Source organism: Colwellia sp. SU-HH00943, from assembly GCF_057546125.1.
Map to the genome: position 1 here is coordinate 668,206 of NZ_BAAJLW010000002.1, position 16,402 is coordinate 684,607.

General features: G+C 38.5%; 13 protein-coding genes. 11 read left to right on the forward strand and 2 right to left on the reverse strand.

Annotated elements, in window-relative coordinates:
- Positions 1–25 precede the first annotated feature (25 nt).
- The 10 genes from AC27GZ_RS08130 (at position 26) to AC27GZ_RS08175 (ending at position 12,954) form a co-directional block, all read left to right on the forward strand.
- Positions 26–2,158 carry a hypothetical protein gene (locus tag AC27GZ_RS08130; protein ID WP_487094451.1) on the forward strand — a complete coding sequence of 711 codons (2,133 nt, stop codon included), beginning with the start codon at positions 26–28 and terminating at the stop codon, positions 2,156–2,158.
- Between the two features lie 221 nt (positions 2,159–2,379).
- Positions 2,380–3,930 (forward strand): tryptophan halogenase family protein, encoded by a 1,551-nt coding sequence (locus tag AC27GZ_RS08135; RefSeq protein WP_487094452.1) that lies wholly within the window; start codon positions 2,380–2,382, stop codon positions 3,928–3,930.
- A gap of 18 nt (positions 3,931–3,948) precedes the next feature.
- Positions 3,949–4,686, forward strand: coding sequence for a SapC family protein (locus AC27GZ_RS08140; protein WP_487094453.1), 738 nt, complete (start codon positions 3,949–3,951; stop codon positions 4,684–4,686).
- A 2-nt stretch (positions 4,687–4,688) separates the two neighbouring features.
- On the forward strand, positions 4,689–5,345 hold the full coding sequence (locus tag AC27GZ_RS08145) for a putative glycoside hydrolase (RefSeq protein ID WP_487094454.1): 657 nt from the start codon (positions 4,689–4,691) through the stop codon (positions 5,343–5,345).
- 165 nt (positions 5,346–5,510) lie between these two features.
- Positions 5,511–6,623, forward strand: coding sequence for a mandelate racemase/muconate lactonizing enzyme family protein (locus AC27GZ_RS08150; RefSeq protein WP_487094543.1), 1,113 nt, complete (start codon positions 5,511–5,513; stop codon positions 6,621–6,623).
- 10 nt (positions 6,624–6,633) lie between these two features.
- Positions 6,634–7,656 carry a zinc-dependent alcohol dehydrogenase gene (locus AC27GZ_RS08155; protein ID WP_487094455.1) on the forward strand — a complete coding sequence of 341 codons (1,023 nt, stop codon included), beginning with the start codon at positions 6,634–6,636 and terminating at the stop codon, positions 7,654–7,656.
- Positions 7,657–7,676: 20 nt separating this feature from the next.
- Positions 7,677–8,441, forward strand: a complete 765-nt coding sequence (locus AC27GZ_RS08160) for a 2,5-didehydro-3-deoxy-L-galactonate 5-reductase (protein ID WP_487094456.1) — start codon at positions 7,677–7,679, stop codon at positions 8,439–8,441.
- A gap of 4 nt (positions 8,442–8,445) precedes the next feature.
- Positions 8,446–9,909: an aldehyde dehydrogenase gene (aldA, locus tag AC27GZ_RS08165; protein ID WP_487094457.1), complete on the forward strand. Its 1,464-nt coding sequence runs from the start codon at positions 8,446–8,448 to the stop codon at positions 9,907–9,909.
- A gap of 198 nt (positions 9,910–10,107) precedes the next feature.
- Positions 10,108–11,706, forward strand: coding sequence for a carbohydrate-binding protein (locus AC27GZ_RS08170; protein WP_487094458.1), 1,599 nt, complete (start codon positions 10,108–10,110; stop codon positions 11,704–11,706).
- Positions 11,707–11,886: 180 nt separating this feature from the next.
- Positions 11,887–12,954, forward strand: a complete 1,068-nt coding sequence (locus tag AC27GZ_RS08175) for an NHL repeat-containing protein (RefSeq protein WP_487094459.1) — start codon at positions 11,887–11,889, stop codon at positions 12,952–12,954.
- 100 nt (positions 12,955–13,054) lie between these two features.
- Here AC27GZ_RS08175 and AC27GZ_RS08180 read toward each other — a convergent pair whose 3' ends face one another.
- Positions 13,055–13,819, reverse strand: a complete 765-nt coding sequence (locus tag AC27GZ_RS08180) for a phytanoyl-CoA dioxygenase family protein (protein WP_487094460.1) — start codon at positions 13,817–13,819, stop codon at positions 13,055–13,057.
- 433 nt (positions 13,820–14,252) lie between these two features.
- Between AC27GZ_RS08180 and AC27GZ_RS08185 the strand changes: the two genes are divergently transcribed.
- A complete protein-coding gene (locus tag AC27GZ_RS08185; RefSeq protein WP_487094461.1) occupies positions 14,253–15,233 on the forward strand; it encodes a helix-turn-helix domain-containing protein in 981 nt (326 codons plus the stop codon).
- 84 nt (positions 15,234–15,317) lie between these two features.
- Here the strand turns inward: AC27GZ_RS08185 and AC27GZ_RS08190 are convergent, their stop codons facing one another.
- Positions 15,318–16,346 carry an SMP-30/gluconolactonase/LRE family protein gene (locus AC27GZ_RS08190; protein ID WP_487094462.1) on the reverse strand — a complete coding sequence of 343 codons (1,029 nt, stop codon included), beginning with the start codon at positions 16,344–16,346 and terminating at the stop codon, positions 15,318–15,320.
- Between the last annotated feature and the right edge of the window lie 56 nt (positions 16,347–16,402).

A 16,402-nucleotide genomic window follows, 5' to 3' on the forward strand; every position in this document is an offset into this window, starting at 1 on the left:
CTAAATAATTGAATGGTGTTTAATTATGAAAACATTACAAAAATCTAAAACGATAATTGCTACTACTATTGTAGCTGCACTTACAGGTTGTGGTAGTGAAAGCTACACACCACCAGTAAAAGAAAATTTATATGCGCCAGAGCACGGTGGCGATATTGTTGTAAACCTTCATGAAAAAGATGGCTACGTATTACTTTCTGCTTTAGGTGGCACTAATGGTGAATTAGGTACAGAAGGTAAAGCTATTGATATGGACGGTGATGTGTTAACCGTTAGAAATGGCAGTGTAACCCCAACAGATGCTGTAGGTGTAGAGCCATCAGGTCCTAATGTAGGGGTTCGTCCGCTAGATGTAGCTCCTATCATTGATACGGGTGAAACATATACCGTGGTGTTAAATTACGATATCAGTGACGGTGAACATTCTGTACCTCGTACAATGACCATTAACATCGAAGGTGAAGATTTTGCACCTGAGATAGCTAATGACTTAGTGGGCAACTTTACCCGTGATGCTGGTATGAGTACTCTTGATGGTTTAAAAGATGTTACTGATGCAGATGGTGAAGAATTGACTATCAGCAATGTTGTTGCCAGTGCAAATAATCCTTTTGATCTTCCTGTGACGGTTAATGGTACTAATCTTGATATAGATGTTTCTGCTGTAGAAGCGAATATTCCTGATGGTCAAAAGGTTACTTTTAATTTTACTTATACAGTAAGTGATCACAATAATGATCTTGAAAGAAATCTTTCTGTAAACGTATTAGGTGTTCAAGATATTCCTGGTGCACCATTAGTACTTAATTACTTTATGAGTGAAGATGTTCAAGAAACTGATGGCATGCTAATGGTCGATCTTGCTGCTGAAGTAATAGATCGTGAAGGCGATGCTATCGTTATAAGTGACGTTAAACTAGATGGGCAAGCATACGTTAACTCGTTTGCAGGTCAAGTTGAAGACAATACCTTAAACTTCAACCCGAATGCTTATTTTGATGATATTGCGCCAGGTGCATTCCAAGATTTTGTTTTCACAATGAAAGTATCGGATGATCAAGGTAACATGTCTGATGGTGAGCGTGAGTTAACTATTCGTGTCAACGGTGTTGAATCAAACCTCTTAGCTGCTAATGGCATGGATGTTGGTTTTGAAAGTGATGGTGCTGGTTTTGAAGCAACTTGGTGTGACCCAGGTGCGGCGATTCAAAATTCAATAGTAGCCAATGGCAATTCATCTTTTCAAATGTTAGGAGCTCCTTGTTACTATGCGGTTACTGCTGACGCTTTCCCTGATATGGAGTTAGGTGGTAAATATTACTTCCATTACAATGCTTACGTAGGTGCTGGTGAAGCTTCACCTTATGTGATGCTAAGTAATGATCCAAATGGTGCCCATAACTTCTGGGTTGGTGCTCGACCTTGGCATCCTGCGAATGCTTCTTGGCGTCCATTATTGATTACTTATGATACTGAATCAGGATTTTTAGCTACAGCAAACGGCGATGGTGAAACTCCAATGGATATTGCCGATCAGTTAAGGTTGTTCGTCATGAGTGCATGGATGGGTAATGATGGTATGCCAGTGCTTGATGACTTTACCTTCGCTCGTTATGACAACATTGAAGGTGTAGACATTTTAACTGGTAATCCTGGCTCGTTTGAAGATGATGGCTATACGCCTACGGCAACTGGCGGTGGTACGGTAGAACTAAGAGAAGATCCTAATGATGCAACTAATCAAGTATTGTATGTAGATACTACCGATGCTACTGATGCAGTAACCATTAGCTTTCCAGTTCAAAATGGTGCCATGGTGTCAGGTGGACGTTATCGTGTAACTTATGATGTGCAGTACTTAAATTACGAAGATAATATGGCTGCTGGAACTGATCCAAACCTTAATCAATGGGGTGGCTACAGATTTGAGGTTGTATTTAAAAACCCAGATATTGCTTTAGATTTCACCTTGTTTAGTGACGTTTGGAATGGCGCAGACTTCGGTACGGTGCAAGGTGTCGCTGATGAAACTTCTCACTGGTGGGGACATGGTGCTGATACCAATTGGGATAGCGAGAATCTTACCGTTGATTTTGTACTACGCGGTGTAGGTGCACAGTACATTATTGATAACATTGAAATTGTACGCATTCCTTAGATAGATTTTTCTATTAATATTAAAGCTCTAGTACTTACTAGAGCTTTTTAATTTTAAACATATCAATATTTAACCTCTAACGAAGTATTTGTATGTTTAAAATTATTGGTGAGATTTGAATTTGTACTGAATCTATTACTGTCAATGGATATGACTTTGCTTGGTACCTAATGATTCTTCAGAGGTTACGTGATTTAGAATGATAACTATGGGAAATAATTTTGGGTAATCTAATAAAAGAAATACTTATTGTTGGCGGTGGTACCGCAGGTTGGTTAACTGCAGGTATTATTGCAGCAAGGCATAGCGCCCGAATTAAACATAACGAATTGACTATTACTTTGGTTGAATCTGCCAATGTACCAACGGTTGGGGTGGGTGAAGGTACTTGGCCAACCATGCCACAAACACTGCGTAGTATTGGTGTATCAGAAACTGATTTTATTCGAGAATGTAATGTCTCATTTAAACAAGGCTCAAAGTTTGTTAACTGGGACAGTGAGCAACAAGATAATTTTTATTACCATCCTTTTGATGTACCTGATGGTGCGCTAACCGGTGATACTGCAGCCTATTGGTTAACTGAAAATACGAATGAATCACTGGCTAAACTCTTCACCAGCCAAGAAACTCTGTGCAATAAAAATCTCGCCCCGAAAACTATTTCAACACCTGAGTATGCGGGCTACGCGAATTATGGCTATCATTTAGACGCGATTAAGTTCAGCGCATTTTTACAGAAACATTGTACTAACAACCTAGGTGTTCGCCACGTCGTTGCCGATGTTGAATCTGCACTATTGTCTGAATCTGGTGAAATTGAAAGCGTACAACTAGTTGGCGGTGAGAAAATAGCTGCAGACTTTTTCATTGATTGTAGTGGTTTTAAATCACTGTTATTGGGCGATGCACTTGGCGTTAAATTTAACCCTATTGATGATGTATTATTTGCTGATACCGCTTTAGCAGTGCAAGTAGCGTACGAGCATGATAACGATGCTATTGCCTCTTATACACAATCAACTGCGCAAACCGCAGGGTGGATTTGGGACATAGGATTACCTACTCGCCGTGGTGTTGGTTATGTTTATGCAAGTAAATATCAGTCGCGAGAGTCAGCTGAACAAGACTTGATGGCGTATATTGAAAAAAGCGGTGCGAGCACTAAAGGGCTAAACGTCAAAGAAATAAATTTTCAGGCAGGCCATCGAGAAAAGTTCTTCCATAAAAACTGTGTTGCCATAGGTTTATCGGCTGGATTTTTAGAGCCTTTAGAAGCTGCAGCTTTAGTGATGATTGAGCTTTCAGCCACCATGATTTCTGAGCAATTGCCTAAAACTAAAAATACTTTATCGATTGTCGAAGCGCGTTTTAATGACACCTTTAGTTACCGCTGGCAACGAGTCATTGAGTTTTTGAAGTTGCATTATATTGTCAGTAACCGTGAAACACCTTTTTGGCAAGATAATAGAAATTCAGCAAGTATTCCAGAGCGCTTGCAAACACAAATGGAACTATGGCAATACAATGTGCCAACTCAATTAGATTTTAACCGCATTGGTGAAGTGTTTCAGGCAGCCAGTTACCAGTTTGTACTCTATGGCAGTCAGTTTAGAACAGAGACACTGTTTACACCTGACCCAAATTTAAATGCTTTTGTCCAAGAACAGGTTAAAAACAATCTAAATAAAACCAATCAGTTAGTTAATAGCTTACCCAGTAACCGTGAATTAATAACAAAAATTCAACAATACGGTTTATCTAAAATTTAAATGTTAACGGAGAGAAGTATGTCCTCAAGCAAAATAGAATTATTAAATCCGGTTAAGCATCGTGACTTAAGAATAAGAAATAAAACCTACAATATTGTGCAAAATCACGTCAACTTAAGTGTTGTTATGGTGGGAGAATTAAGTAGCTTAGTGCACGAATATCCAATATTTATTACTAAAAATTCAGAAACAGGACAGTTTCAATTTAGCGCCATCTTAGGGTTTGAACGAGGCGAAAATTTATACTTACAAGGTGATGCTTGGCAGGCAACTTACTTACCTTTAGATATTTTAAGACGACCTTTTATTGTTCATTTACCTGAAGGGGAGTTTACCTCGGGCGCACAACTTGCGCTGGACATTGCTAGCCCATTATTAGCCATAGATGATGGTGCGCGCATTTTTGATGAACAAGGTGAAGCTACAGAGTATTTACAACGTATTCAGCAAACATTTTCACAACTAATGGCAGGCAGCAAACAAAGCAGAGAATTGCTAAATCTCGCCAATGAATATGAATTGCTAGAGCCAATCACGTTAAATATTGATTTAGGCGATCAGGGCAATACAGCGTTAAGCGGCTTATATAGCTTTAATCAAAAAGCGATCAGCGAATTAAGTGGCAGCAAGCTTAAAACATGTCATCAAAATGGTTTGTTGCAAGTTTGTCACTTGATGTTGAGCTCAGGGTTACATTTGGAGAAGTTAATTAAATGGAAGCGCAATAAATCAGAAAATTCAGCAAAAGCGAGTTAATCATGAAACCTTCTTTTTTAAGCACTAATAAGTTAATCACTGCGGTTCTATTTTTATTACCTTTGAACGTTTTTGCGCAAGTAGCAAATCCTCAAACTGATTTTTTAGTTGCAGGTCAAAGTGTAGCTCCTTGGGAATTTAGTTTGCAGTTCGGTAAGGTCAAACTAGAAAACAGTAAAGCAAAAACTTTGAGAGGAAGCTTAGTTGCAGCGCCTGCTACAAAAGATGTTGAGAACGATGCACTGCGATTAACGTGGAAACCTCGAGGGATTAAAAATGAATGGGGCACTGAAGATAAAAGCCTTTTAACAGCCAATTTAATGAATACCTTAAATGTTTTAGATTTATCCTCGTTTGTAGATAACGGCGTACTGTTGATAGACGTTAAGGTAATCAAACCACCTAAAAAATTGGTGGAATTGACGATGGAGTGTAACTGGGATTGGAAGTGTAGAAGCAGCTTTGCACTGCAAAGTACTTTTAAAAAGCTCCCTAAAAATGAATGGGTCAGTTTACCGGTACCGCTAAAGTGTTTTGCTAAAAACAACTTTGATTTTAGTAAAGTCACTACCCCTTTTATGGTTTATACCGGCGGTAAAATGACCGTAGAAATAGCTAATGTCAGGTTGGCTTTTTCAGAGCAAAGTACTCGTTGTTAGGGGATTTAGGCGTAATTATTTAAAAAATAAACGCTAATAACACAAAAAATAAACAATGCGTAAATAATTAATTATAATATTGGTAATTGTTAACAATAAACCTTTACAAAAACTCTTGTGAAGTGTAAATTGTTAACAATTAACCAGCCAAGAGAGACTGATTCAATGAATGGCAAGCAAAGTTTAATAACTGCCGTAACAGTAGAATATTATCAGATACCATTAGCTGAAGTTTTGTCAGATGCAAAACATGGCGATCACACTCATTTTGAACTTGTTGTATGTAAAATAAAATCTAGCGACGGCTATGAAGGTGTAGGCTACACATACACAGGTGGTAAAGGTGGTCGCGCCATCTATTCATTAATCAATGATGAAATGAAATCAAACCTTATTGGTAAAGATTCTACTGATATTTTTGCTATTTGGGATTCACTACAATGGGAATATCACTACGTTGGTCGAGGCGGATTACTAAGTTTTGCTATATCAGCTGTAGATATTGCCCTTTGGGATATTAAATGTAAGCGCTTAAACAAACCGTTATGGGAAGTTGCCGGTGGCGCTAGCAATACTACTCGCTGTTATGCGGGCGGAATTGATTTGAATTTTAGCCAAGAAAAATTACTATCAAATATTCAAGGCTATTTAGATAAAGGTTTCAATGCGGTAAAAATTAAAGTCGGTAAAGAAGATTATTTAGAAGATGTTGCTCGAGTTGAAGCGGTAAGAGACTTAATCGGTAAAGATTGCACTTTTATGGTGGATGCAAATTATTCACTATCAGAGCAAGAAGCTATTAGATTTGGTAAGGCAATAGAACATTGTGATATTTCATGGTTTGAAGAGCCAATGATACCGGATGAGTATGAAGCTTATGGCCGTATTTCTGATGCCTTATCTATTCCTTTAGCTATGGGTGAAAACTTACATACGTATCATGAATTTACTTATGCATTTTCACAATCAAAGTTAGGCTTTGTTCAGCCTGATGCCTCTAATATTGGTGGTATCACGGGCTTTTTACAAATTGCAGAATTAGCAAAAGAACATGGTATTCCGCTTTGTAGTCATGGCATGCATGAGTTACATGTGTCACTACTAGCGTCTCAGCCTCATGCGGGTTATTTAGAGGTACATTCATTTCCCATTGATCAATACACAACACATCCTTTAAAGCTTGATGAAAAGGGTGATGCTATTGCGCCTAATATTCCTGGTACAGGGGTTGAGTTTGATGATGCGCTCATTGGTCAATATTTAATTAAACATTCTTAAGGTAAAAAAAATGGTTGCTGCACGTTATATAGGTAATAAAGGTTTTGATCTGGTTGCCGGTGAAGAACAATCACCTGAGGCAGGCGAAGTTCGTCTTAATGTCGGTTACGTTGGTATTTGTGGTACTGATATGCATATTTATCACGGTGTGATGGATCAGCGTGTTAACCCACCTGCGACTATCGGTCATGAAATTTCAGGCACAGTTGCTGAAATTGGTGAAGGAGTTGAGGGTTATGCTATTGGCGATAAAGTGGTTGTTCGCCCACTAGATTGGTGTGGTGAGTGTCCTACCTGTGAAGCAGGTCATACACATATTTGTCAAAACCTAAAATTTATGGGCATTGACACGCCCGGCGCTTTCCAGTCTAGCTGGACCGTTAAAGCACGTACATTACATAAGTTACCTGCAGGCGTTAATCTTAAGCAAGGCGCATTAATTGAGCCGTTATCGGTAGCTTGTCATGATGTACGTCGTTCACGTTTAAAAGCAGGCGAAAAAGTTGTCATTTTAGGTGGTGGTCCAATTGGACAATTAGTGGCAGCCGTTGCTAAGAGCGTTGGTGCAGAAGTACTTGTTTCTGAGCCTAATGACAGTCGTCGCGCATTTGCAGATGGTTTAGGCGTTAAGTCAGTTAACCCAATAGAAACAGATTTAGCTAAATTTGTTGATGATTGGACAAGCACCAAAGGTGCTGATGTTGTTTTTGAAGTATCAGGCGTGCAACCTGCTATTGAAGCAATGACACAAGTTGCTGGTCGTCGTGGCCGTATTGTGATGGTAGCTATTCATTCTACACAACCACCTATTGATTTATTCCAATTTTTCTGGAAAGAGTTAGAGTTATTAGGCGCACGTGTTTATGAAGCTGAAGATTTTGATTGGGCGATCGAACTTATTGCCAAAGGTGAAATAGACGTAGCACCATTTATCAGCTCAATCAGTGCCTTAAGTGATATCAATTTGGCGTTTGCAGGTATGGACAATAATCCTCAAGGCATGAAAGCGCTTGTGGAATGTAACCCAGAATAAATAATTTTTAGGAAAATGACATGTTAGAAAAATTTAGCCTAGCAGGCAAAGTCGCCTTAGTTACTGGTGCAAAACGTGGTATTGGTAAAGGTATCGCATTAGGTTTAGCAGAAGCTGGTGCTGATATTATCGCAGTATCTGCAACATTAGAGCTTGAAGGTTCAGCAGTAGAGAAAGAAGTTAAAGCACTTGGTCGTAATTTTAAAGCGTATCAATGTGACTTTGCGGATCGTGATTCTTTATATGCTTTTATTAAGGAAGTTAAAGCTGATTTTCCTCAAATTGATATTTTAGTTAATAATGCAGGCACTATTTTACGCGCACCTGCTGCTGAGCACGGTGATGATTTATGGGATCAAGTTATTGATGTTAACTTAAACTCTCAATTTGTGCTTAGTCGTGAAATTGGTAAAGACATGGTTGAGCGTGGCTCAGGTAAAATTATTTTTACTGCTTCGTTATTAACCTTCCAAGGTGGTATTACTGTACCAGGTTATGCGGCAAGTAAAGGCGCTATTGGTCAGTTAGTAATGGCGCTTTCAAACGAATGGGCTGGTAAGGGCGTTAATGTTAATGCTATCGCACCAGGTTATATTGATACTGATAATACGGAAGCGTTAAGAAATGATCCTGAGCGCTCTGCACAAATATTAGGCCGCATTCCACAAGGTCGCTGGGGTAACCCTGAAGACTTTAAAGGCCCTGCAGTTTTCTTAGCTTCTGAAGCGGCTAGTTATGTAAATGGCGCTATTCTACTTGTAGATGGCGGATGGATGGGAAGATAATACTATGAGTGTTCAAGACTTGAACTTCAAAAATAATGTTAACTTTATTAATGGCGAGTATGTCTCATCAAAAGCTGATGGCATTATTGAAATATTAAGCCCGTCAACGGGTGAAAAAATTGCTGAAATCCCAAAAGGCTGTAGCGAAGATGCGCAATTTGCGCTTGAAATAGCCGATGCAGGTCAAAAGCAGTGGGCTAAGTTAACAGCGAGAACTCGTCAAAATATTTTGCGTGATTTTGCCAATAAGATCCGTGAAAACAAAAGTATTTTAGCGCCTATGCTTGTTGCTGAACAGGGCAAGTTGCTTTCAGTTGCTGAAATGGAAGTAGATGTTACTGCAACCTTTATTGATTACGCTTGTGATAATGCTTTAACGATTGAAGGTGATATTTTACCGTCAGATAATGAAGATGAAAAAATCTACATTCATAAAGTACCGCGTGGTGTTGTAGTTGGTATTACCGCATGGAATTTCCCACTAGCATTAGCGGGTCGTAAAATTGGCCCAGCCTTAATTACGGGTAATTCAATTGTACTTAAACCTACTCAAGAAACACCTTTGGCAACAACTGAATTAGGTCGTTTAGCGAATGAAGCAGGTATTCCTGCAGGCGTATTAAACGTGATTAACGGCTCAGGATCTGTTGTGGGGCAGGCTTTATGTGAAAGCCCTATCACTAAAATGATCACCATGACTGGCTCTACTGTTGCAGGTAAGCAAATCTATAAAACCTCAGCTGAATATATGACACCGGTTATGTTAGAGCTTGGTGGTAAAGCGCCTATGGTGGTCATGGAAGATGCGGATTTAGATAAAGCCGTTGATGCCGCTCTTTGGGGACGTTTTGCTAATTGTGGTCAAGTGTGCACTTGTGTTGAGCGTTTATACGTACAAGAAAGTGTCTATGAAAAATTCATGGAGAAGTTTGTACCAGCGGTTAAAGCACTTAAAGTTGGCGATCCAATGAAGCCTGATACACAAATGGGTCCTAAATGTAATCAACGTGAAATTGAAAATATTGATCACATCGTACAAGAAAGCCTTAAGCAAGGCGCTAAGCTTGCTACGGGTGGTAAGGTTGCCAATGTTCCTGGTTATGAAGGCGGTTGCTGGTATGAGCCAACATTATTAGTGGATGTTGCTCAAGATAATATCGCTGTTCACGAAGAAACTTTCGGTCCTGTTTTACCCATTGTTAAAGTTAAAGGTATGGAGCAAGCCATTGAATACTGTAATGATAGTATTTACGGACTAAGTGCATATATCTTTACTGAGAACTTCTTTGATATTAATAAAGCTATCAATGATTTAGAAGTGGGTGAAGTTTATGTTAACCGTGGTATGGGTGAACAACATCAAGGTTTCCACAATGGTTGGAAGCAATCAGGCTTTGGTGGTGAAGACGGTAAGTTTGGTCTTGAACAGTATTTAGAAAAGAAAACCGTTTATATGATGGAAAAATAAAGGTTCATGCCTTTGTTATAATGTCTCCCTAAGTACTCTTGAATTGAGTATGCAGCCGATAGTGTTACCACTATCGGCTTTTTTATAACTATTGTTTAACTGTTAATTGTTGACAATTTGGGTTTGGTGAAGGATGATGGATTAGTAATAAGGTACTTATAAAGTACTGTAGTATTGCTTTATTAAAAAGGTGACAAAGTGAAAAAAACAGCAAGTTTATTATTGTTATTAGGTTTATCTACGGCTAGTTATGCTGCCGATTGGGATGGTGTTTCTGTACCTGCAGAGGCAGGTGAAGGTAATGTTTGGTTATTGCAGTCTTTGTCTGATGATTTTAATTATGATGCGCCTGCCGTTGGTAAAAGTGATGAATTTTATAGCCGCTGGGATGAAGGCTTTATTAATGCTTGGACAGGCCCTGGTATGACACTTTTTACCGGTGATCACGCATATGTTACTAATGGTATGTTAAACCTAACCACAAGTAGAAAAGCAGGGACAGAAAATGTTTATACTGGCGCAATTCATTCTAATGAAACTATGCTTTATCCACTTTACCTTGAAGCCAGAGTCAAAATTACCAATTTAACTTTAGCCAATGCTTTTTGGTTGTTAAGCCCTGATTCCACGCAAGAAATTGATGTTATAGAAAGCTATGGCAGTGATAGGGCAGGTCAGGAATGGTTTGATCAACGAATGCACCTTAGCCACCATGTTTTTATTCGAGAGCCTTTTCAAGATTATCAACCTAAAGATGCCGGAAGTTGGGTAACTAATGATGCAGGCACTTGGCGTAATGCTTTCCACCGTATTGGTGTTTATTGGATTGACCCTTGGAATTTAGAATATTACATCAATGGTGAGCTAGTACGCACGGTTAGTGGTGAAGATATTATTGATCCCTTAGGTTATACCGATGGCACAGGTTTAAGTAAGCCTATGCAAGTGATTTTTGATGTTGAACAGCAAGATTGGCGTGAAGCTGACGGAATTAAAGCAACTGATGAAGAGTTAGCCGATCCAGAAAAAAACACCTTTTTAATTGACTGGGTGCGCTTTTATAAACCCGTGAAGGCTGAAAGTGTTGTTGATACTTCAGCTTGGCTAGATGGCGATACAATAACTATTGAATTTGGTGACTTTGTAAGTACCAACAAAGAAGGTAGCGCTTCAGCCAGTGATACGGAATTAGGGTTTAACAAGGTTGGCGACAACATTAATTACAATACGGTAGGTGATTGGGGAGAGTATGATGTTGCTTTTCCTAATGCTGGCTATTATCGCGTAGAATATCTTGTTGCTTCTGAGTCAGAGCAAGGCTTAGGAGTGACTCTTTCTATAGATGGTGAGATTACTAGTAATGATAGTTTTTCGGGCACAGGAGATTGGGGGAATTATCAAACAGTAGTTAGTGATAATACTCTATATATAGAAACAGCCGGCACAAAAGTAGTAAGAATACAAAGTAGTGGCTCAAGTGAATGGCAATGGAATGGCGATAAATTCAGTTTTACGCAATTAATTGATCCTAATGCTGAATCAGAGCCAGAAGAATCTGAGCCAGAAGAATCAGAGCCAGAAGAGTCAGAACCAGAAGAGTCAGAACCAGAAGAGTCAGAACCAGAAGAGTCTGAGCCAGAAGAAACTGAATCAGAAGAAACTGAAGAGACAGCCCCTACAGAATCAACGCCAGCCGAGTCCACACCAGCAGAAAAGTCATCAGGCGGCTCAGCATCAATACTCTTTTTATTAGCTTTATTGGCAGCTTGTTATATCAGGATGTCTAATCACAAGTAAACAGTGCGGGTTATCTTCAAGCTTGTTACTTATTATTAGCAAGCATCGGCAATGTGCAAAAACTTGTCTCAATGAAGCGCAAGCTCTTAAATAGTAATTAGTGTTAACCAATGACAAATGCGCTTGTTATATTTTTCGCTAAGCGCACAACAAAATAGATAAGATTAATATGAGGTTTATATGCCAGTGCTACCAAAATCTAACCTAGATCCCCATGATCAAATTGTGGGTCAAGGAGACTTTCGATATAAGGTGGATGCCCATTGGGGAACGTTAGATAAAACGAAATATCCGGTAGAAAACTGCCATGATTTTGCCATAGATAAGGCGGGCAGAATATTTATGGTAACCGATCAACCTAAGAATAATGTTATTGTCTATGATGCTGACGGAAATTTATTAGATAGCTGGGGAACAGAGTATCCAGGGTTGCATGCTATTGAAATAATAGAAGAACAGGGATGTGAATATATTTATTTGGTGGACAGTGGCTGGAAGTTAAACCGTCAATGGGATGGTGTTTCTACAGGTGCTTGGGACTCACCTTTTAATCGAGTGATCCCTCAAGCTGGCTCTATCACAAAGTTAACGCTTGAAGGTAATGTTGTTTTCACTTTAGGTCACCCACAAACAATCGGCATTTATTCGCCTGATATGCCATTTAATCCTACTGATATAGCGGTAGCAGACAATGGTGATATTTATATCACTGATGGTTACGGCTCTGATTATGTTATTCAATATAATAAGCAAGGTCAGTATATTCGCCACTGGGGCGGGCATGAAAATATCAATGAAAATCATAATTTGGTCAATGCCCACGGTATAGCGATAGATAAACGAAACCCTAACCAACAAACCTTAATCATCAGCTCACGTGCAGAGCAGTGTTTAAAAGTGTTCTCAATGTCAGGAGTGTATATATCGACTATAGAAACACCAGGAGCATGGATTCATGGCCCCGTTTTTATGGGTGATTATTTTGTTGCGGCAGTTTGTTGGTCTGATATTGACAATAAAAACCAAGATGATTCAGGCTTTTTATGTGTTTTTGATCAAAATAACCAAGTTATCTCAACAATTGGCGCTGAAGAAGCAAAGTATGTAAAGGGTGAGCTTCAACCACTTATCACCAACTGGAACTTGTTCAGGCATGCCCATGGTGTTATTGCTGATAAAGAAGGCAATTTATACGTGGGGCAATGGCAGGCAGAAAATAGCTATCCGTATAAGTTAATCAAGTTGTAAAACCGTAAGCGTAAAACGCCGTAAACTCATTTACTTAGCATTACTTAGCTTTAACTAAATGAGTTTACGGCGTTTTGTATTCATATTTAAAGAAAGTGTTTTATGCTTCCTGCCAAGCTAAAATTTCACTGTCTTCAACTTTATCAAGAGGACGATAAACTAAAGAGTTCTCTTTAAAAGGTTTAGCACTTTCTGCACAGTAGGCAGGTATCATCACCCAACGTGGTTCAGTTGAATGGTTTTGGTTTGATTTATGTAGCAAGTTACAATGAAAAAATAAAGTATCACCTGGCTCTAGTTCAACTTTTACTAATTCATGGTGCTTTATCGCTTCATCAACGAATGTCATATCAGCGCCTTTTTGATCGCCCGTTTTATTGTGGTTAATACGACCAATATGATGTGAGCCTTTCAACACTTCCAAACAGCCATTTTCAATAGTGGCTTTATTGATGGCAATCATGCAGCTAACAATTTTAGGGTATAGGTGATAATTATCTGTTGCCCAATAACCGTAATCTTGGTGCCACTCCCAAGCGCCTCCAACTAAAGGCTCTTTCATCATAATTTTCGTGGTAGTGTGAAAAACAGGCTCTTGTAAAATTTTCTCAACCGAGTCAGCTAGCCTACGCCCACGTGAGAACATAGAATAAAAGTCATCACCAAGATCTTGCCATAAGCACACTTTACTCACCGTTCCTGAGGCATCTTTTTTGTCCCAAGCTCGTTGATATAAACTGTCATCGTTAAACGCTTTATTTTGTAATTTTTGAATTTCTTCTTGATTATAAAAGCCTTTGATAATGACATAACCATCGCGATGAAAGTCTTCTACTTGTTGATCTGATATCAGTAAATTATTCATAACTTTTTCCTCTTTGCTAATTGTTAACAATATTTGCTTGTTTTGAATAAAATTGCAAGCAATATTTTTATATGAATATTGGTTTTATATAAAAATAAATTGGTGTGTGTTAATTAATCGTGAAGGGGAGGGGGATTTTATGATGGAAAAACTTGGAGTAATCATCAACAAGTAAACCTGTAGAGTGCTAGGTAAGTTAACTTAACTAGGGGTAATTAGACTTTTTTAATGAGATTTTATAAAAGAAAGGGAGTAATATTATTGATAAATTCCAACTGACTTATTCTCTTGCTAGAAGCAAAAAAACTCGTTTAATTGAAGTGGTTAGCGTTTATGCAACCTGTGGTTGACAAATTAACAACTCTGCTTGCTAGTGTGCAACCAGCGGATTTCCTATGCTTGGCTCTCAACAATCTATGAAGGAATAAATTTTATGATATTAGCAGAAAAGATCATCAGATTAAGAAAGCAGTTTGGCTGGTCACAAGAAGAATTGGCAGAAAAAATGAATATTTCTAGACAATCTGTCTCTAAGTGGGAAAGCGCCAACAGTATCCCTGACTTAAATAAAATCATTTTACTGGCCGATATTTTTGAGGTTTCAACAGATTTTTTACTCAAAGATGAAAACGAAACATTTACGACGAATTCACAAGAGAAGCTAGTTAAAACGACTCAAATTAGTGTAGAACAAGCTACAGCATACGTTGAAGACAAAATGGCTGTCTCAAGCTTGATCACTAAAGGTGTGATGCTTTGTATTTGCTCAGTGATTCCATTATTTTTCTTTTTGGCGATGGCTGAAACAGGCCGAATGAACATGACGGGCAATATTGCTGCGGCATTAGGTATTGCCAGTATTTTAGTGATGGTTTCTATCGGCATTTACTTCTTTATTAAAACTAACCAGTTTGAAGAGAACACTACTGTCATTGATAACGAGACCTTTGAACTTGCGTATGGCGTACATAGCGTTTTTACGGATAAATTACAAAAATTTAAGCCTATTTATAATAAGCGTTTATCAATAGGGATATTTCTTTTTATTATCAGTTTCATGCCACTCATGTTAGCAAGTATATTTTCTTCCGGCTCAGATACACTACTTATGATGCTGATTGTCTTAATGTGTATAATCGCGTGTGGAATCGCTATAATTTCGCCTGTTTCGGCTCAATTCTATGCCTATAATGCTATTTTAAAAGAAAGCGAGCTGGATTCTGAAAAAACAAGGCGCAATAAGCGAGCAGAAAAACTAGCAGCATTTTATTGGCCGTTATTAACTGCGGTATTTCTCGGCTGGAGTTTATGGACGATGAATTGGGGAGTTACTTGGATAGTTTGGCCTGTAGGTGCGGTACTATTTGCTGCCTTATTGGGCTTAATGGAATTGTTAGGAAAAGAATCGCAATAATTTTTCAATGCCTTTGCCTTTGCCATTGCCTTTAGGGGATGCCTTTGTTTATGTGATATCTGGATAAACAAAGGCAGTTTGCAACTATTTTATTGCCACACTCATTAAAGTGTCATGTGCTGTGATATACAGCGTTTCTTCATCAGCAGAAAGCTTGCAGTTAGCAGCAAATTTTCCGGTTCTGATTTTAGCTAATATTTTTCCTTGTGGCGTTATAAGCCATACACCACCAGGTGCGGTGGCAAATATATTGCCACTTGAATGCAACGCCATGCCGTCAGCTGTACCTTGTTCACCTTTTTTGCCTACTAATTCACTGGCATCCATTAATACGCGTTTATTTGAAACTTCACCTTGAGGTGATAAATCGTAAGCCAACCAATGTGGGTAAACATTATCTGATACCGCGACTATCAAGGTTTTTTCATCTTTAGATAAACCAATGCCATTTGGGTAATTGATTTCATCGTCTAATAGCTGTAAATCTCCGTCTTTGGTTAATCGATATACTCCTTGAAAAGGCAGTTCTTTACGGGGATCTTTCATAATTTCTTTTAAACCATAGGCAGGATCAGTAAAAAACAAACTGCCATCGCTATGAAAAACAGCATCATTAGGGCTATTAAGTCGTTTATTTTGATAATAACCCGCTAAGGTTTTAAAGTTACTTGTTGGTGAATCAAGCGGGGCATTCATTACTGCTACCCGTCTATCACCTTGCTGTAACAGTATTAAATTATTTTGTTTATCTAATAAAAGTGCGTTTGAGCCTTGATCGTAATCCCCCTGATGCAAACCTGTTGCGCCAGATTTGTCTAAATAAACACTCAAACCCTCTTTAGGATGATATTTCATTATTTTATTATTAGGAATATCAGAAAAAATTAGGTATCCCTCTTTTTCTAACCATAAAGGTCCTTCAACCCACTTAAATCCAGTGGCGAGTACATTAACAGGCGTTGACTCGTTCAAAAAAGCTAACGCTTCTTCAGAGTGAATCTCAATACTTGTATTTATGGTCGGTAAATTTTCACTCTTGGTTATTTTATCCTGATTTTGGGCACAAGAGATTAAAGTAAATAAACTGATTAAACTTATTATGATCGTCTTCATTATTTTGCCTTTTATTATTGAATCATTGAATAGTTCTCTGAACGCTTTGTTTTTGT

What these genes read in the sequence shown, in the direction of transcription:
- AC27GZ_RS08130 (WP_487094451.1), top strand. Translation starts at nt 26, where the DNA reads ATGAAAACATTACAAAAATCTAAAACGATAATTGCTACTACTATTGTA.
- AC27GZ_RS08140 (WP_487094453.1), top strand. Translation starts at nt 3,949, where the DNA reads ATGTCCTCAAGCAAAATAGAATTATTAAATCCGGTTAAGCATCGTGAC.
- AC27GZ_RS08145 (WP_487094454.1), top strand. Translation starts at nt 4,689, where the DNA reads ATGAAACCTTCTTTTTTAAGCACTAATAAGTTAATCACTGCGGTTCTA.
- AC27GZ_RS08150 (WP_487094543.1), top strand. Translation starts at nt 5,511, where the DNA reads ATGAATGGCAAGCAAAGTTTAATAACTGCCGTAACAGTAGAATATTAT.
- AC27GZ_RS08155 (WP_487094455.1), top strand. Translation starts at nt 6,634, where the DNA reads ATGGTTGCTGCACGTTATATAGGTAATAAAGGTTTTGATCTGGTTGCC.
- AC27GZ_RS08160 (WP_487094456.1), top strand. Translation starts at nt 7,677, where the DNA reads ATGTTAGAAAAATTTAGCCTAGCAGGCAAAGTCGCCTTAGTTACTGGT.
- aldA (WP_487094457.1), top strand. Translation starts at nt 8,446, where the DNA reads ATGAGTGTTCAAGACTTGAACTTCAAAAATAATGTTAACTTTATTAAT.
- AC27GZ_RS08175 (WP_487094459.1), top strand. Translation starts at nt 11,887, where the DNA reads ATGCCAGTGCTACCAAAATCTAACCTAGATCCCCATGATCAAATTGTG.
- AC27GZ_RS08180 (WP_487094460.1), bottom strand. Translation starts at nt 13,819, where the DNA reads ATGAATAATTTACTGATATCAGATCAACAAGTAGAAGACTTTCATCGC.
- AC27GZ_RS08185 (WP_487094461.1), top strand. Translation starts at nt 14,253, where the DNA reads ATGATATTAGCAGAAAAGATCATCAGATTAAGAAAGCAGTTTGGCTGG.
- AC27GZ_RS08190 (WP_487094462.1), bottom strand. Translation starts at nt 16,346, where the DNA reads ATGAAGACGATCATAATAAGTTTAATCAGTTTATTTACTTTAATCTCT.